Genomic DNA, 18408 nt, shown 5'->3' with positions numbered 1-18408 from the left:
CTTCAAAAAGTTGCCTGCCTTAGACAGCTTATTTAAGTGCGTCCATTTATGGTTTTCCTCTACTTTCTTTCACACTAAATGCTCCTCTTTCAATATAAGAAGTCCATCCTTATCATACTTGGATGAGAATATACCTGTCAAACGTTTGAAGAAGGAGGGGTTTTCTGCTTTATCAGCCGCTTCCTCGATAAGGTCTTCTGCATTGACCCTTGTAAGAGGGATTCCGTCCTCTTCCATGATTTCAATCCGCTCATAAAGGGCAAGCATGCTCTTTCCGGAAATGCTGCAGTCAATGTCGCCAGCATATTCGCATGCATACTTGGCGAATTCATCGATATCCATCTCCTCATCATCAGGAATTTCCTCTTCCTCAGGAATAACAGGGTCCGGTACTTTCTTGACCGGGACAGGAATTGCCGCATCCCTCTTAACAGATGCAGGGACTGTCTGATTCATCTTCTTGCCTGTTTCAGCTGCCTTTTCCTTCTGTACCGGATCAGCCTGGGGCTGCGGCATTCTGGTAACCGGTTTCTGCTGTTCAGGTCTTCTTTCAGGCTTAATCATTTCCTGGACCGGCTGCTGGCGGGGCTGCTGTTCCTGTTCAGCAGGTTTCATCTCCTCCTGCGCCGGATGCGGCCGCTCCGTGGTGCGTACGGCCGGCTGCGGCTTGTCCTGCCGCTTCACCTGCACCTGCCTTACCGGGCGCTTGTCCTCTTTCGGTGCCTCATATTCATTTTCCTTAGGCGGCATGGATGTCCCGATATACTCAAACCGTTTTGCCAGCCCGGGATATATCCTGTGCAGGCCTGCCAGACGCTCTGCCGTGTCAATCAGGACCACATTCATTCCGGTTTCATCCCTTGCCATAAGCTGGTTAAGTTCCTGAAGGATGGATTCCGTCATATCGCCTGCGCCCTCAATTATCAGGTCCTTGCCTGTGAGCTTATCGGAGATATTGAAGACGCCCTTGCTGTTGATTTTCTCTCCTGTGATTTTAGCAGCCTGGTTTTTTGCCCCTGTTTCCTTGTGTATCTTCTTCAAGGATTCTATCGCCTGGTCAAGTCCCTGCTGCTGCGTGTCCGCCTCTATCATAAGATGATGTGCCTGCCTGACCGGACTTTTGTTGATGTCGCGGATGTCAGAGAGGACACGGGTCTGGGCCATTTCCACTTCCCTTTTAAATCCCTGTCCGGAAATCCTGGACATCTCCATGGCAAGGTTGGCCTGTACTTCAGCTTCATGTATACGCGCTTTCAGAGCCTTGTCCGTCATTGCGTCCGGGTTCTCCTGCGGCATCCACTCCTGGTGCCCTGTCACGGCTTCCTCCGGCTCAATGGTTACCTGGGCATGGACAGGGGGCTCCTCATTGTATTCCTGCACATTATCATCATATGCGCCGTCTTCTTCAGGCAGATATGACTCTTCCCCACCATCATCTCCGGCATACCCGGCGCCTTCGCCATCCCCTTCATGTGGGGCATATCCGGCCTCTGCTCCATGGCCTTCATGTACTCCATATCCTGCCTTTGCGCCGTAACCTTCATGTGCTCCGTATCCTGCCTCTGCGCCGTAATCTCCATGTGCTTCATATCCGGCCTCTGCATCGTAACCTTCATGTGCTTCATATCCGGCCTCTGCACCGTAACCTTCATGTGCTTCATATCCGGCCTCTGCACCGTAACCTTCATGTGCTTCATATCCGGACTCGGCGTCGTAACCTCCATGTGATCCATATCCGGCCTCTGAGGTATCCCCCTCGTGAGGGGCATATCCGGTTCCTCCGGTATATTCCTGGTCCTCAGCGTACACTGCTTCCCCGGCGTACCCTCCATATTCCGGATCTTCCGCGTAACCGGCTTCTCCAGCGTACCCTTGGTTACCGGCATGCCCTTCTACTGCGCCATAGCTGTTTTCCCCGGCATATCCGGCTTCCTCGTCATAGCCTGCCTCCGGGTCATACTCCGGCTCCTCCCCGTATCCAGGTTCCCTGGTATATACGACTTCCCTGCTATAGGAAGGTTCCTCTTCATATCCTTCTTCATATCCAGGCTCTCTGGTAAACGCGGCTTCCCTGCGGCCTGTGTCATGGGATGGATAGCCATCCTCCGCTTCATGCCTATGCCGGCCGTCCTGAGGAATATCGTCATGGCTTCCAACCGGCTTACCCATGCGGTATTCTTTTTCAACTGCCCGGAGTTTTGCTTCATATTTATCCCGGTTTTCCACTAAATCCATCTGGTATGTGGTAAGCGGGGCAAACTGTATCTTCAGCTCCATGGCCTTTTCCACATATTTACCCAGACCGAACATGAGCATGATTTTATCACAGGCCATGATACACAAATCGCCCATGCCGGCTTCCGCGTACAGCTCTGCCAGCTCATAAAGCCACTTCTCATCCAGCTCAATGCCGCAGTACTGTTCCAGGGTATGGATTAACTGCTCCACCGGCGCACCTTTGGCCCCCAGGATCATATACCGGAGTATATACTGCCTGGGATCATCCGGGGCCAGGTCGCAGAACTCCCTGTAATAATCTTCTGCCTCCCTGGTGCTGCCCTCCTTTATGGCCAGCTCCGCCAGTTTAAACAGCAGGCGTTTGCCGATAGGGGCACGTTCAAATGCAAGCAGCAGGATATCCTTGGCCTCCTGGTACTCTCCATTTTTCTCGTATATGGTGGCTACCATGGACAGGATATTGACATTGCGCACCCTGCGCCAGTCAATGGTGTCCGCAATCTTCATGGCTGTCTCATAGTCGCCTTTGTTTACCATCTTCTTTATCTGCTCAACTTTAATGTTAAACTCGTATTTATCCATCTTTTGCATCTCCCTATAGCTAGTTCCCGGTATGGAAATCCCTGTCTCAAGTACTGGCGCCATCTTGGCCTGTCTGCGCCGTCCAGCACTAGATTTCGGTCCTGCCTTCCAATGCCCGAAGAAGCGTTACTTCATCTATGTATTCCAAATCCCCCCCAACGGGAACCCCGCTGGCAATCCTGGTAACCTTAATCCCGGTGGGCTTAATCAGCTTGCTGATATACATTGCTGTTGTCTCACCTTCCAGGCTGGAATTGGTTGCAATGATGACTTCTTCAACATCGGACTGAAGCCGCTGCATCAATTCCTTGAGTTTAATATCATTTGGGCCAATTCCCAGCATCGGGGAGATGGCTCCGTGAAGTACATGGTAGACACCATCATACTTGCCGGTCTTCTCGTAAGCAGCCAGATCCCTGGTATTCTCAACCACCATGATGGTCTTGTGGTTTCTCCTGTCGCTGCTGCAGATTGGACACAGTTCCTTATCCGTAAGGGTAAAGCACTCCTTGCAGTAGCGCACATTATTCCTGGCCCCGGTCATGGCTCCGGCCAGTTCCTCCACCTGCTCCTTGGGCATGTTGATGATATGAAATGCCAGGCGCTGGGCCGATTTGGCGCCAACTCCCGGAAGCTTGGACAGCTCTTCTATTAATTTGGTAATCTGACTGCTGTAATAATCCATTAGAAAGGAAGACCTCCGCCTAATGCCCCGCCCAGTCCGCCTGTCAGCTTGGACATGGCCTCGCTGCTCTCTGCTTCCATCTGGCGGAATGCCTCGTTGGTAGCTGCCATAATCAAATCCTCCAGCATCTCAATATCATCCGGGTCCACTACTTCCTCGGATAACTTCACAGACACAACCTCTTTCTTGCCGGAAACGGTCACGCTTACAGCGCCTCCGCCGGATGTGGCTGTGTATTCCTTTGCCTCCAGTTCCTTGGTCGCCTCTTCCATCTGGCGCTGCATGCGCTGCGCCTGCTTCATAAGGTTATTCATATTGCCAGGCATTCCGCCTGGAAATCCGCCACGTTTTGCCATGGTGTATTCCTCCTATATAATCTGTTATTTATTATTATTAATCTTCATATGTAATATCCATATGAATCTTATCTTCCAGCTCTTCTTCTGTTATATATATGGTGTTCAGCCTCTCACCCTTGCCGGCCAGCCTTGTCTTAAAGTAAATGGACCTGCCATAATTGGCTTCCACATACCGCTCCAGTTCCCCAATCACAGTGGGCCGCTTGCCCATATCGTAATTCATGGAATCCATGAACACGATGGTAAGGCATCCCTCGCCTCCGGGTTCCACCACCGTATCCCTGAGATAGGATTTGGCTCCCCCTCCTATGCTGCGGACAATCTTGGCCCACTCGTTGCGGACCAGTTTTAAATCCTCCAGCTGGGCCTTGGGCAGGCTTACTTTTTCCGCCGGAACCTCAGGCTCTGCCAGAGCCTGCGCGGACTGGGCCTGGGGAACCGGCCCCGGAGGGCTTCCCGCTGCCGTGGTTCCTGTGCCGGCAGCCATATAAGCCGGCGCTGTCATGGGGATTGCCATGCGCCCGGCTTCCAGGTCTTCCATCTGTTCTTCCAGTTCAGCCAGGCGCTGAAGGATGGAATCCAGATTGGGTTCCATGGACGGGCGGGTCAGTTTAATCAGGGCCACCTCCACCAGCACCCGCTTCTGGGATGCGTAGCGCAGCTGGTTGGACAGTTCGGAAAACACCCGGATGTAACGCATCAGCGTGGGGCCGTCTGCCTTTTTCCCATCTTCCCTCAGCTGCTTTAAGTTCTCCTCTGACATATCCAGAAGTCCTTCCGCGTCATCTGCGCTCTGAATCAGGAGAAGGTTCCTCATGTACCAGATGAAATCATTTACGAACTGTCCCAGTTCCCGTCCCTGGATTACGATTTCCTCCAGGGTACAGATACAGTCCTTGGTCCTGCCTTCCACAACCGCGCCGAACATCTGGCTGAACACGCTGGAATCCACTGCGCCCAGCACCTCCAGGGCATTGTCATAGGTCAGGACCTTCCCAAAATGAAAGGCCACGCACTGGTCCAGAAGGCTGAGTCCGTCACGCAGGGAGCCGTCGGCTGCCTTCGCAATATACATCAGCGCCCGGTCCTCCACCTCAATGTGCTCTGCCTGGGTCAGTTCCCGTAACCGGTCCCCTATGGTTTCCAGGGAAATCCGTTTAAAGTCATAGCGCTGGCAGCGGGATAGGATGGTAATCGGTATCTTATGCACCTCTGTTGTGGCAAGTATGAAAATCACATAGGAAGGCGGTTCTTCCAGTGTCTTAAGCAGTGCGTTAAATGCTCCGATTGAAAGCATATGCACCTCATCGATAATATAGACCCTGTACCTTCCTTCCGTGGGCGGATACTGGACCTGGTCACGGATATCGCGGATATTCTCCACGCCGTTATTGGATGCAGCATCAATCTCCACCACGTTCATGGATGAACCTGACTGGATTGCCTTACATGTAGGACATTCATTGCATGGGCTTCCGTCCACCGGATGCTCGCAGTTGACCGCCCTGGCAAATATCTTCGCAATACTGGTCTTACCTGTGCCCCTTGTTCCGCAGAACAGGTAAGCATGGCCGATTCGTTCCGACGTTATCTGGTTTTTCAGGGTCTGCACGATTGGGTCCTGTCCCTTTACATCCTCAAATGAGACAGGACGCCATTTGCGGTATAACGCCGTGTATGACATTCTGATTACTCCTTGTTACATGGTTTATTCGTCGCCAAAGCTGATTCCCACCATCTTGGCTTCCCGGATCATGGAGCTATCCGGATCAACTGTCTTTAACTTCCCTGCCACTTCTGCAAGCGGCACTTTTGTAATATCATTATTTTTAACAGCTACCATATAGCCGTATTCCTTGTCCGCTATGAGCCTGGCTGCTGCCGCCCCAAGCCTTGTGGCAAGGACCCGGTCATATGCGCAGGGCTCCCCGCCCCTCTGCATGTGTCCCGGCACCGTTACACGCACTTCGCTGCCAGTGACCTCCTGGATCCTGGCTCCAATCTCATAGGCAACAGAGGGATATACCATGCTGTTTTTCTTTTTTTCCTTCAATTCCTTCTTGCTCATGCCGGCTTCTTCCCTGGATATGGCGCCCTCTGCCACTGCCAGGATGGAGAAACGTTTTCCAGCCTTGGAACGTTTGGTCAGCGCGTCACATATGATGTTGATGTCATATGGAATCTCCGGCAGAAGTATGATATCAGCACCTCCGGCCAGTCCTGCATACAGGGTAAGCCAGCCCACCTTGTGTCCCATGACTTCCACGATGAAGACCCGTCCATGGGATGCTGCCGTGGTGTGGATGCAGTCAATGGCATTGGTAGCCACATCCACCGCGCTCTGAAAACCGAACGTCATATCGGTTCCCCAAAGGTCATTATCAATTGTCTTTGGAAGGGAAACCACGTTGAGTCCCTCTTCGCTGAGCATATTGGCTGTCTTCTGGCTTCCGTTGCCGCCTAATACCACCAGGCAGTCCAGCTTCAGCTTTTTATAGGTATGTTTCATGGATTCTACTTTATCCAAACCATTTTCATCGGGAATGCGCATTTGCTTGAATGGCTGACGTGATGTGCCGAGGATTGTACCGCCCTGGGTCAAAATGCCTGAAAAGTCAGATGATTTCATAATCTGGTAATCCGCATACATAAGTCCCTTGTAACCGTCTTCAAAACCAATGATTTCCACATCGTCGAACATGTTGTATAAGGATTTAGCCACACCTCTCATGGTTGCATTCAGAGCCTGGCAGTCCCCGCCGCTGGTCAGCATTCCGATTCTTCTCATATTGCACTTCCTCCATATCAAACTATTGCTTACTTGTCAATGGTTCTATTATACCCATTTTGTAATTATAACGCAAAGGATGTCCATGGGCAAGCATAAATTAAGGTACGAATCTGTCAGAAATATTAAGAAATGGGACATAAATCTGCCGGCAACAATTGTCATCTCCAGATTTATATCCCATTTTAAATTCCACGCACCTTGCTTTGTGCAATCGCCACGGACGTTACTCATGCAGTTAACTCGGTCCAGGCTGCCTCACGGCACACGGAAGGTTCCGCTTAGTGCTGCTGCATTCCTGCCCTGACACGGTTCACAGATTCCCGTTGCGTAAGACCCAAACGTCAACGCCACTTACATAAGGCAGCTCCGCAACGTGTTGCCCGAGGCAAGGTATCACCCCTGCTGGAGCGGATTGCAGGTTCAGGGCACCGCTATCTCCCCGGCTGCGTGGAAACTTTATGACTTGGTTGGGTGTTCCACACAAAACATGCGTATGATATGCATTGTGTGTAACCGCCTGTTAAGTATAACTTGTGGGCGGGGTTTTGTCAAGGGGCGGGAATTGCCCGGCTTCCTATCACACAGGATTCCCTGGCCCCCTATCACATTTCACAGGGATACCGGTATCCCCACTGGCCTCTGATTGTGTCCATCATCTCCATGACACGGACGGTAGAGGCATGAGGCATCTGGGGACACTCCGTGCTTCCGCTCCCAATCGCCCTGCGGCATGCATCCACCTCATACTCAAATCCGGTAATCTGTTCCGGGGTCTTATGGCTTTCCACCAGTTTCCGGTCCATATCATATATGTCAATCTGCGCACAGTTATTCACATCATGTATTACCAGAAAACCCTTGTCCCCGAAGACCGTGCCCTGGCGGTCCGTATTAGCCAGGACCGTGGCATGCAGTACTGCAAGCCTGCCGTCGCTCCATGTAATGGTGATTCCCTCCGACACATCTGCGCCCTGGCTGTTAAATACTGCCCCGGAGGTGATGGAATCATAATCCTCCCCAAAAACCATCAGGGCAAAATTAATTGCATAAACACCCACATCCAAAAGGGCGCCGCCTCCCAGGGACGGATTCATCAGCCGTTCCACCCCGGTCAGCTCATACCCCAGATTGGCTGTCAGCGAAACGGGCGTTCCAATGGCCCCGCTGCTTATGATATCAGAAATCATCTTCCTGGACGGCAGGTATCTGGTCCAGATTCCCTCCGTACACAGCACGCCCGCCTGCCGGGCCATGGCCAGCACTTCCCGGGCCTGAGGGGCGTTGAGGGTAAATGCCTTTTCGCACAGGACATTTTTCCTGTGTCCAATGCACAGCTTCATGTCTTCATAATGGCGGGAATGGGGTGTTGCCACATATATCAGGTCAACCTCGCTGTCCGCGGCCAGTTCCTCGTATGAGCCATATGCCCTGCCGATTCCATGCTCTCCGGCAAACCTCCCTGCCCGCTCCAGGGAGCGCGAACCAACGGCATGTATGCATACATCTTCCATCCCCTGTGCGGTACGCACCATCTTACCTGCAATCTTACCAAGACCCATGATTCCTATCTTCAGCATCTGATTCCCTCCCGGCCTTTATCTGCCTTCCCTGATTTTTCTGAAAAACTCCTTCATCATCCCGGAACATTCCTCCCCCAGGACACCTGCGCGCGTGTCCACCTGATGGTTAAACCCAGGTTCATGCAGGAGATCCAGCACCGACCCAGCGCATCCTGCCTTGGCATTCATGCAGCCTATCACCACCCGCGGGATCCTGGCCTGGACAATGGCGCCGGAGCACATGGGACATGGTTCCAGGGTAACATACATGGTGCAGTCTTCCAGCCGCCAGTCACCCAGCTTTTTACATGCCCTTTTTATGGAAATGATTTCTGCGTGGGACAATACGCTCTTATCTGCATTCCTGCGGTTATATCCCCTGGCGATGATCTGTCCCTGGCGGACAATCACGCATCCTATGGGCACATCCCCAAGCGCTGCGGCCTTATGGGCCTGACGGATTGCCTCACCCATGAACCCTTCGTCCGCCCTCTGCTGTTCCCGCTCCTCCTCCTCTGCCTTAATGGCTGCAAGACGCTTCTGCTCCATCCTCTTTTCCCAGTTCCTGCGTCTGGTCAGCTCCCCTTTCTGCTGCTGTGTGCATGCCTGGTCCTGTTGGGCCTGATTTATTTTATCTGTTTCCATAGACAGTGCTTCCTCTTTTTTTTCAACTCTGATTATGTTATACTTTTTCATTATATAAGACAAGTCTTAAAATGAAAAGGGATGGGTTTATTATATCATGAAAATATGTGGACTGCAAAAGACCACACTGCTGGATTTCCCGGAGCGTGTGGCCTGTACAATATTTACAGGGGGATGCAATTTCCGATGTCCGTTCTGTCACAACAGCGAACTGCTGGACAGCGGGGCCGGGGAAGATTATACAGAGGAAGAGATATTTGATTTCTTACATAAGCGCAGGGGAATACTGGAGGGAGTCTGTATTACGGGCGGGGAGCCGACCCTGCAGCCTGATCTGGAGGATTTCATCCGGCGCATCCGGTCCATGGGGCTGGCAGTAAAGCTGGATACCAATGGATACAGACCCGGACTGCTGAAGGATCTGTGCCAGAAAGGACTGCTGGATTTTGTGGCCATGGACATTAAGGCTTCCAGGGATAATTATGGGAAGGTCTGCGGCGTCCAGGGGCTGCATATGGAATACATAGATGAGAGCATTGATTTCCTTTTGTCCGGCAGCGTACCTTATGAATTCCGGACAACCGTTGTCCGCGGCCTTCATACTGCTGATGATTTCAGCAATATCGGGCCGTGGATCAAAGGCTGCCGCAGGTATTACCTGCAGTGTTTCACGGAATCCGGACAGGTACTGGTTCCGGGTGTGTATTCTGATTTTACCAAAGATGAAATGCTGGTTTTCGCGGACCTGGTCCGTCCTTATGTGGGTCAGGTGTCCCTGCGCGGGATTGATTATTAGGACGTGTTTTAATCCTGATTATCCATCCTTACATCTGCATACCAATATCCGAAGCGGCCGTCCTGTGACGGCTGTTTTTTCGACAGTACAAAATGAGGGAAACCGAACATGGACGCCATGTATTTTTCATTGCTGTAATAATGGCCCGGAACTCCTAAAATATAGCGGACCCTGCCCTGTTCTTCCTTCCCGATACGTGCAAGTATCAGATAACGGTAATTATAATAACCGTGAAGCAGGAAGCTGTTATTTCCATAATTCCAGTTTTCCCTTGGCAAAAGGCCGATATCCTGGGGTTTGATGGTAAGTATCTCACATCCGCTGGTGCTGTCGAATGCCTGTATCTTGGGATAACGCTTACGGAATCCTTCCCAAAGCTTATGTGGACCTATGTCTTCCTGTTCCTCCTGTTCCAGCCGCTGAAGATCCTGGGGATTTCCCAGAAGTATGTCTTCCTGGAGGGCATTGTCCTGGGGAGCATTGCCCTGGGGGGAGTTATATCCTGAAGCATTACCTTCTGAGGCATTGCCTTCTGAAACATTGCTTTCTGAGACATTGTTCTCTGAGACATTACTTTCTGGAACATTGCTCCCAGTGGTATTAGTCAACGGGGCGTTAACCGCCGGGGCATTCTGTGTCTCCGGCTGGCCATCCATTGCATTTGGGGCAGATTCTCTATACTGCCGGGGAGCGGATTCCGCTTCCGGCTGTGCAATACCTCTTTGCGGCATTCCCCGATGGAATCTCATATTCTGTCTGGGCTGCATTCCCCTTCGGTTCTGCATGTTGGGGCAGTTTGGAACGGCAGGGCGGACCGGGACATCGGTATCTGCCGCAACAGGACTCCCTGCTGATATATTGGTATCGGGGCGCATGGCGGACTGGTTTGGAATATTTGAATCAGACGGCATCCCGGTCTGGCTTGGAGCATTCATATCTGACGGCATCGCTGCCCGGTCTGGAACATTCCTGTCTGACGGCACCGATGCCCGGTTTGGAACATTCCTGTCTGACGGCACCGCTGCCCGGTCTGGAACATTCCTGTCTGACGGCACCGATGCCTGATTGGGAGCATTCATATCAGAGGGCGCCGGAGTCCATGTTGGTGTCTGCGCCGCTCCCTGTCCATTCTGCCTTACAGTGATATTGGCCCGTGGATAACGGCCTGCTCTCCGAAGCGCCTCACGCTGTCCCGGAGTACCGGAATCCGGCCAATCATCCATATTCATCCGCTCTCCTGCCCTAGGCCATGTCCGTGTCTGTCCATTAGACATCTGAGTCCTATCCACATCTGGCTGCATTCCCATTTCAGGCTGTGCAGCATCATATTTTCCCATATTGTTTTCTGATTGTGTATCCCCATCCGGGTACCATTGATTATCCGGGTTCTCCGTGCATCCGGCTCCTGCTTCTGTCCCCATGGCAGACTCACCCCATACAGGCAGTCCATCATCCTGAACCGTATTTTCCCCAGACCAATCCGGCTGTGGATTACCTTCCTGGATATATGGATTACCATATTGCCGTCTGGGTCCTTGACTATCCATACGGCTATTCTGCTGACCCGGAATAGGGCTATATGCGCGGTCATCCTGCCGACCCGGAATACGGTTATATACGCAGCCATTCTGCTGACCCCGAGTCCCACCATATGGCTGATTATTCTGCCACCTCGCCGTCTGGCCATATGTACGGCTGTTTTGCCGGCCCGTGGTCTGACCGTACAGCTGGTTATCCTGCTGGTCATACTGCTGTCCGTCTGACTGACTATCACAATCCCCGGTACCAGACATTGGCACTGCCTCTCCCAATATGGCCCCGGTCCCTGCGGATAATGCGGTACCGCTTGGAATTTCACCCGACAGTTCCTGGCTAACCTGCTTGTTATCTCCAAAGTTTATGTCTGCACGTCCGCCGCTTATCTGCGTTCCATCTGCCTCTGCGCCGCAGAATCCTGTATCAGTTCCTTCCATATCTGCAATGTCCGTTCCAGTCAGTTCCACATCCGCGGATTCCGTGTCTGTGGATTCCCCAGTCATCATCACATCTTCAGGTTTTGTACCCGACATCGCCACGTCCGCAGACCCCACACCAGCCGTCGCCACGTCCGCAGGCTCCTCACCTGCCGATTCTGTATCACACAGTTCCTGCCCCGCAAATCCCTCATCCGCCAGTCCTACGCCTGAGGATTCCGCACCAGGCCTCTTCCCATACAGAGATTCCGCATCCGCCAGCCCTGCTCCCATAGCTTTTACACCAGGCCTCTCCCCATACAAAGGTACCTCTCCTGCGGTTCCGGCACCAGCCAACTCCTCTCCTGCGAATCCGGCACCAGACACCGCTCCATCCAGGGATTCCATCCCGTCCGTCCCCTCAGCCAGTTCCATGTCCACAGATTCAGCGCCAGCCATCTGCACATCACCAGCCCCAGCGCCAGCCATCTGCACATCATCAGCCCCAGCGCCAGTCATCTGCACATCATCAGCGCCAGCCATCTGCAATTCATCCGTCCTAGTCCCAGCCTTCTCCTTACCGCCTGCGCCCGGAACATCCGTTTTTCCGCTGACAACCGTTTCCATGTTTCTGGATGACTCCAGAAGGGGAATCTTCTTATCGCCAATCTCCCTGGCCAGTTCCTCCACCTTTTTATGTATCTGCTGCTCGGCATCCCCCAGCCTGCCTGAGGTCACGTCCGCCAATTCCACCTCTGCCGCATGGGCAACGGCGTCCTCCCAGATAGTTGTATATGCGCGCCATGAATCGTCTGCTTCATGGATGGTCAGGCCGTAGCAGTGGTCCATGCTGTATCCGGAGTCGGCAGCATTTTCCACGGAAACCACTGCCCTGAATTCCCCGGAACCACCCCTGATGAATATATTGCCCAGCAGTATCTCCTTGCCTGGAGCCAGCAGATAAACCCCAAGGTCGCTGCTTCCCACGTAGACTTTCTTCACATTTACGCTGAGCTTGCACTGCCCGTTCCTGGACTCCAGCTTGGCAAACCCGATATTTTTGCCCTTGACTTCCCCTTCGTAGGCATAGATATAAGATATCAATCTCCGATAATTGGTCATATTTTCACTCCTCGCACCCATAGTCTGCAGCTGCCCCGAAAACGGCCTATCTGCTTTTATAAATATTTTATGCAATTACCCCTTGAAAGTATGTTAGGAAAATGTTATCCTATATTTAAACAGAAATAAAAATTTTTTCCAAGTTGATGTCCGGACGTTTTCTTAGGCATGTTTTATCCTGAGGCGTGTTTGAAAACTGCTTTCCGTCAGCCGTGCATCCCACTTTACCCTAAGGGGATACCTTTGGTAAATCCTCAGGGCAGATGGAGGGAATGGATTTTCAGACACGGATTTTCAGACACATCCAGCGGCAGGCGGACATCCGCAACTATTATTAATGTATGGAAAGGTGGCAATTATTATGAGAATCATCAAAGCAAAAGATTATGACGACTTGAGCCGCAAGGCAGCCAACATCATCTCCGCACAGGTCCTTTTAAAACCTGACTGCGTACTTGGACTGGCAACCGGCTCCACCCCAATCGGCACCTACAAGCAGCTGATTGAATGGTACAACAAGGGCGACCTGGACTTCTCTGAGACAAGGAGCGTGAACCTGGATGAATACAGGGGCCTGACAAGGGATAATGACCAGAGTTACTACTATTTCATGTATAACAACCTTTTCAAGCACATTAATATTAACATGGAGAATACCAACGTCCCGGACGGAACAGAACCTGACAGCGATAAAGAGTGCTCCCGGTATGAGAAAGTGATTGAAGCTTACGGCGGCGTTGACCTTCAGCTGCTGGGCCTTGGACACAACGGCCACATTGGTTTTAATGAACCGGATAAGGATTTCGCCCAGACCACACACTGCGTAGACCTGACCCAGAGCACCATCGAAGCCAACAAGCGCTTCTTTGCTTCCATTGACGACGTGCCGAAGCAGGCTTATACCATGGGTATCGGAACCATCATGAAGGCCCGTAAGATCCTTCTTGTGGTAAGCGGTGCAGACAAGGCACAGATCCTTCATGACGTACTCTGCGGACCTGTTACACCAGAGGTTCCTGCTTCCATCCTGCAGTTACATAGCGATGTGATTGTGGTTGCGGACGAAGCTGCTATGGCTAAATTATAATTGCTGAAAGGGGATTGCCGCCAGGCAGTCCCCTTTTATATACAGTATCCCCTTTTTATATGCAGTATGGTTAACTTTCCTTTAATCCTAACAGCCTTTCTGCATTTTCATGCAGAAGCAGTTCAAGTACCTCCGGTTCAAAGGGCAGCGCCCTGAACTGTTCCAGACTCTGCTTTAAGGGCCTGACCGGGTAACTGGTGGCAAACATCATCCGGTAGCGCATGAATGAATTGGCCGCCCGCACGAACTGGTCCGCAAAGGGCATGTTGGGCAGGTTACAGAAAAAATCCGGATAGCAGTATACGTTCATGCACTGCAGGGCGGTTCCGAGGAATTCCTCCACAAAGGGCCAGCAGCCATGGGATACCGTGAACGAAACCCTGGGAAAACGAAGGGCCGCGTGCTGCACCGCAATGGGATTGCAGTATGACAGATCCTCCCCTGCCAGGACACTTAATGTAAATGCGCATATCAGGCCGTGTTCCTCACAGGCAGCGTAAACCGGGTCCAGTTTCCGGTCATCCACGTAGACCGGGGGCATGGACCATCCCGGCTCCATGGCAATCCCCTTAATCCCATATGTCTTAACATAATATTCAATCTCAGCCACAGCCCCCTCCACATCCGCGGGGTCCACTGCGGGAAATGATATGAACTGTTTTGGATACTGCATCTGAAGGCGGCACACATCCTCATTGTCCACGGTCGCCATGCCCGGGCGCACCTTCCTCCCCTGCACCACCTGCATGTCAATCCCGGATCCTGACAGTTCATCCATGTATAACTGGAAATCCCCATGCCGGGCTGATTCGATTCCTATGCTGTCCCTGTAAATCCCCGGCACATCTTCCGGCCTTTCAAAATCATCTTCCATGGGCCTGGGAAAGAAGTTTCCCTTTGTGACAAAACTCTTATACGGAGGCCTTGTCCTAAAATCAATTACCATCCTAAACTCCCCCTTGTTTTAGCATTGATATAATTAATAAAAAAGATTATTATATTGATATAGATAATATGCCATTACTTATCAATCACCGGAAAGGAGCAGACCATGACCCTCCGCCATCTCCGCATCTTTGTTGCCGTGGCCGAATCCCTTAACATGCACGCGGCGGCAAAGCAGCTTTATATTGCGCAGCCAGCCATAAGCCAGGCCATCTCTGAACTTGAGAATCATTATAATGTGCGGCTTTTTGAGCGGCTGTCCAAAAAAATCTATATCACACCGGCCGGAAGCCAGTTTCTTTTTTATGCAAAGCATATCCTCTCACTGTTCAGCGAACTGGAACAGCAGATGAATGATACGACCGCGTATACGGAAGTCAAGATTGGGGCCACCATTACCATCGGCACCTGTCTGATGAACCATATACTTCATGAATTCCAATCCTATTACCCTCAGGCCGAGGTGCGGGTATCCATCAACACGCCGGACTATCTGGGGCCTTCCCTGGCCAGGAATGAACTTGATATCGCGCTGGTCGAAAGTCTCCCCACCAGCCCGGACCTGATATTTGAACCGTTTCTTGACGATGAGATGGTCCTCGTGGTAAGCCCTGACCATAAATTCGCAAAAACCGGATATGCCACCCTGGATGAAATCAGCGCGGAAAATTACATTGCCCGTGAGCCCAGCAGCACGCCGGAACTGTTTACTAATTTCATGGAAATCCATAACCATATTTTAAAAAGCACATGGTTCTGCAATAATTCAGAGACAACCAAACTGGCTGTGATTAATAATTACGGCATAACCGTCATCTCCAGAAGGATTGTGGAACAGGAACTAAAGGATGGCTCCCTGGTGGAGGTAGCCCTTGAAGGCGGTCCGCTGTCAAGGAAGTTTTATATGGTGTACCACAAGAATAAGTTCTTCACCAATGCCCTTTTAGACCTGAAGGAAATATGCCGGGACCTGGAAGTGACACTTCCCGGCTGAATCCGGGAATGTCTTTACCTGCACAGGGAAATCATTCCTGCAGATAGGATCAGTATATTAATTACATATGCAAATGACCGCTGGCTCAGGCGCCTGCAAAGCCTTCCTCCCACAAAAATCCCGGACAGCACAGGAATCACGCCCGCTGCGAACAGCCGGAGGGATTCCCGGTTCAGGGTTCCCATCAGCATATACTGGAATACCGTAATCAGGCTGACAACCGTCCATAGGAGGGCCATGGTGGCCCGGAATCCATTTTTCTCCTCCAATTCCTGCTGCGCATATAAAAGTACCAGGCTTCCTCCTGAGGATATGGCCCCCTGGACGATTCCCCCTGCAATCAGGCATCCCCTTAAGGCCCAGGCCGGAAGATGTTTCCCGGCAGCCCGGGGTATCCTCAGCTTCAGGATCCCATATCCGCCTATGACCAGCATGAAGCCGCCTAAAAGGCGTTTTAACGCATCCACATCTATCATCTTCAGGCCGTATACGCCTATGGGAAGTCCTATGCACATGTACAACAGGATCCGGGTAAGCCGCTTAAGGTCCACATATCTCCAATTTTTCACTGCAATGAAGAGGTTTAAGATACAGGTCATGGTGGAGGCCATGATGACTGCCTTTGCGTCAAACAGCTGGGTCAGGAAGGGAATGCTTATCATTCCGGCCCCAAATCCCCCCACTGCCCCCAGCACATTGGATGCAAATAATATGGACACATAACAGAGGAAAAGAAACGGATCACTCATGCCAGCGCCCCTGCCGAGTCCAGTATCATCCGGAAGAATTTTTCATTGTCCATTTCAAATACCACTTCCACATTCTCCGGTTTTCCGGAACGGTGGGCGTAGTCGCAGATGGTTGCGCCGGATAAGGGACCTGGTTCCGTGGGAATCTCCACATACATCCTCTCGCTTTTGGTTACGACGGAAGGGTCGATGATACCCGCCACCGCGCATGCATCGTGGACAGGGCACCCTCCCAGGTCAATCCACACCCGGTTGTGCATGTTCCAGAACTCCTGAAGCAGGCTGGACATCATGAGTCCGGTCCTGTTGCCAAGAGCCTTCAGGGAATCCAGGAAATCCTGCCCGAACAGCGTCCTGTATGTAACGTCATAGCCGTACATGGTAATGGGCAGGCCGCTCTCAAATACTATCTTCGTTGCCTCGGCGTCCAGATATGTATTGAATTCCATGAAGGGCCTGGTCAGGATGAAATGGCAGGTGCCGCCCATAAGGGAGATTCCCCGTACCTTTTCCTCGCACAGCTCAGGGAATGTGCGGATTAACAGCCCCAGGTTGGTAAGGGGTCCGGTGCCGATCAACACCACCTTTTCCTTGCTGCTCCTGAGTATTTCCGCCATCACCTCCACCGCCTTACGGTCCGATGGCTTTAACGGATTATCCCGGGGAAAGTCAAAACCGTCCAGGCCGCTGACCCCATGGCAGCCTTCTGAGTCCGTTCTTGTATAAGCCCGAACAATAGGGCGGCTGGCCCCCGGGGCCACGATACATTCTGCCCCGCAGTAATTAAGGATATTAAGGGTGTTTTTCACCACCTTTTCCATCACCTTATTGCCCGCCACGTTGGTGATTGCTTTTACGTCCAGCCGCTGGCTTCCAAGCGCCAGGACCAATGCCACCATATCATCGTGGCCCGGATCACAGTCTATGATTACCGGAACTTTTTCCATAGGTCTTTTCCTCTCTTTCCGCTTCCATGATTTCCTTCCTGATCCGTTTCTCTTTTACCTGCTGTTCATGGGCTGAGTAGATGATGATACCGGCAATGGATACAACATACGGTATGGCCATCACAACATCTGAAGAAAATGAATTAATCTGCAGCACATTGGCCACTGCGTTGGCGCTTCCGAATAACAGGGAAGCAATCATGGCCCCTATGGGGTTGCCGCGCCCCATTGCATCCGCGGCCACACCGATGAAGCCACGTCCGGCCGTCATATTTACGATGAAAACCTGCATGTTGCCCATGGACAGGTACATTCCTCCAAGGGATGCGAAGAGGCCGCTGAGTCCCAGGGCAATCAGCTTTACTTTTGTAGGGTTCTCCCCCACGGACCTGGCGGCACTGCTGTTTTCCCCCACTGCCCGGATCCTGAGTCCCAGGGGCATCCGGTACATCAGGAACCAGACCACGATGACCAGGACGAATGCAACATATGTAAATACGTTATGCCCCGACAGGATATCCCCCAGTACGGGTATGCTGCGGATGATGGGTATGTCTATACTGGGAATCCCCATGCTCTTGACCATGGACGAGGAACCCTTATCCCCGGTAAAGGCATACAGGATCATCACGGCGGCGCCTGAGGTAAAGGTGTTGATGGCCACGCCTGTCAGTATCATGTTGGTATTCATCATGATATGGAAATATCCCATGAAGATTCCCATGACCACGCCTACCGCCATCCCGCAGATAAGGGCCAGCCATATGTTTTTTGTATACGCGCTGACCAGCACTCCTGTTAAGGCGGACATGATCATGGTGCTGTCTATGGTAATGTTGGTCACGCCGCCCTTTCTGGCAATCAGGGAGGACAGGCTGGCAAAGATAAGGGGCGTGGAAACACGGATAATGGTATAGAAAAAACCGGTTGTCAGGAAATTCTGCAATATACCCATTG

15 protein-coding genes and 1 other RNA gene are annotated in these 18408 nt (G+C 51.9%); 3 read left to right on the top strand and 13 right to left on the bottom strand.

Annotated elements, in window-relative coordinates; all coding sequences use genetic code 11:
• Positions 1 to 69: 69 nt before the first annotated feature.
• From LK536_RS50220 to tadA, 8 genes are all read right to left on the bottom strand, one after another.
• Positions 70 to 2820, bottom strand: coding sequence for a hypothetical protein (locus tag LK536_RS50220; protein WP_227796590.1), 2751 nt, complete (start codon positions 2818 to 2820; stop codon positions 70 to 72).
• An 88-nt stretch (positions 2821 to 2908) separates the two neighbouring features.
• Positions 2909 to 3505 (bottom strand): recombination mediator RecR, encoded by a 597-nt coding sequence (gene recR / locus LK536_RS50215; protein ID WP_008726534.1) that lies wholly within the window; start codon positions 3503 to 3505, stop codon positions 2909 to 2911.
• Entirely contained in the window at positions 3505 to 3861 is a 357-nt protein-coding gene (locus LK536_RS50210; RefSeq protein WP_008726535.1) for a YbaB/EbfC family nucleoid-associated protein, read from the bottom strand. The genes recR and LK536_RS50210 overlap by 1 nt, the downstream gene beginning before the upstream one ends.
• A gap of 37 nt (positions 3862 to 3898) precedes the next feature.
• Positions 3899 to 5548: a DNA polymerase III subunit gamma/tau gene (gene dnaX, locus LK536_RS50205; protein ID WP_227796589.1), complete on the bottom strand. Its 1650-nt coding sequence runs from the start codon at positions 5546 to 5548 to the stop codon at positions 3899 to 3901.
• Between the two features lie 24 nt (positions 5549 to 5572).
• Positions 5573 to 6652 (bottom strand): 6-phosphofructokinase, encoded by a 1080-nt coding sequence (locus LK536_RS50200; RefSeq protein WP_008726537.1) that lies wholly within the window; start codon positions 6650 to 6652, stop codon positions 5573 to 5575.
• Positions 6653 to 6844: 192 nt separating this feature from the next.
• Positions 6845 to 7106, bottom strand: an RNA gene (ffs, locus tag LK536_RS50195) — signal recognition particle sRNA large type.
• Between the two features lie 151 nt (positions 7107 to 7257).
• On the bottom strand, positions 7258 to 8232 hold the full coding sequence (locus LK536_RS50190; protein ID WP_329602256.1) for a Gfo/Idh/MocA family protein: 975 nt from the start codon (positions 8230 to 8232) through the stop codon (positions 7258 to 7260).
• A gap of 18 nt (positions 8233 to 8250) precedes the next feature.
• The gene (tadA, locus tag LK536_RS50185; RefSeq protein ID WP_008726540.1) at positions 8251 to 8859 is read right to left on the bottom strand and encodes a tRNA adenosine(34) deaminase TadA; all 609 of its coding nucleotides are present in this window, start codon (positions 8857 to 8859) and stop codon (positions 8251 to 8253) included.
• Positions 8860 to 8956: 97 nt separating this feature from the next.
• Between tadA and LK536_RS50180 the strand changes: the two genes are divergently transcribed.
• A complete protein-coding gene (locus LK536_RS50180) occupies positions 8957 to 9655 on the top strand; it encodes an anaerobic ribonucleoside-triphosphate reductase activating protein (RefSeq protein WP_008726542.1) in 699 nt (232 codons plus the stop codon).
• A gap of 8 nt (positions 9656 to 9663) precedes the next feature.
• On the opposite strand, the gene LK536_RS50175 is transcribed toward LK536_RS50180, so the two are convergent.
• Complete coding sequence (locus LK536_RS50175) at positions 9664 to 12729, bottom strand: DUF6128 domain-containing protein (RefSeq protein WP_227796588.1); 3066 nt, start codon at positions 12727 to 12729, stop codon at positions 9664 to 9666.
• Positions 12730 to 13090: 361 nt separating this feature from the next.
• On the opposite strand from LK536_RS50175, the gene nagB reads away from it, so the two are divergent.
• A complete protein-coding gene (gene nagB, locus LK536_RS50170; protein ID WP_008726547.1) occupies positions 13091 to 13816 on the top strand; it encodes a glucosamine-6-phosphate deaminase in 726 nt (241 codons plus the stop codon).
• Between the two features lie 70 nt (positions 13817 to 13886).
• Here the strand turns inward: nagB and LK536_RS50165 are convergent, their stop codons facing one another.
• Positions 13887 to 14762 carry an amidohydrolase family protein gene (locus LK536_RS50165; RefSeq protein WP_008726548.1) on the bottom strand — a complete coding sequence of 292 codons (876 nt, stop codon included), beginning with the start codon at positions 14760 to 14762 and terminating at the stop codon, positions 13887 to 13889.
• A 105-nt stretch (positions 14763 to 14867) separates the two neighbouring features.
• Here LK536_RS50165 and LK536_RS50160 point away from each other — a divergent pair, with 105 nt between their 5' ends.
• A complete protein-coding gene (locus LK536_RS50160) occupies positions 14868 to 15755 on the top strand; it encodes a LysR family transcriptional regulator (protein ID WP_025484757.1) in 888 nt (295 codons plus the stop codon).
• A 14-nt stretch (positions 15756 to 15769) separates the two neighbouring features.
• On the opposite strand, the gene LK536_RS50155 is transcribed toward LK536_RS50160, so the two are convergent.
• Genes LK536_RS50155 through LK536_RS50145 form a run of 3 tightly spaced genes read right to left on the bottom strand, consistent with a single transcriptional unit; the run spans position 15770 to position 18406 of the window.
• Positions 15770 to 16504 (bottom strand): sulfite exporter TauE/SafE family protein, encoded by a 735-nt coding sequence (locus tag LK536_RS50155; protein WP_008726552.1) that lies wholly within the window; start codon positions 16502 to 16504, stop codon positions 15770 to 15772.
• A complete protein-coding gene (locus tag LK536_RS50150) occupies positions 16501 to 17451 on the bottom strand; it encodes a nucleoside hydrolase (protein WP_008726554.1) in 951 nt (316 codons plus the stop codon). The genes LK536_RS50155 and LK536_RS50150 overlap by 4 nt, the downstream gene beginning before the upstream one ends.
• Entirely contained in the window at positions 17420 to 18406 is a 987-nt protein-coding gene (locus LK536_RS50145; protein ID WP_025484755.1) for an ABC transporter permease, read from the bottom strand. Before LK536_RS50145 ends, LK536_RS50150 begins: the two co-directional genes overlap by 32 nt.
• Positions 18407 to 18408 lie beyond the last annotated feature (2 nt).

Origin of the sequence: Clostridium pacaense, assembly GCF_020709765.2 — a bacterium.
GTDB classification, from domain to species: Bacteria; Bacillota; Clostridia; order Lachnospirales; family Lachnospiraceae; genus Enterocloster; species Enterocloster hominis.
This window is presented reverse-complemented; position numbering and strand designations above follow the sequence as displayed.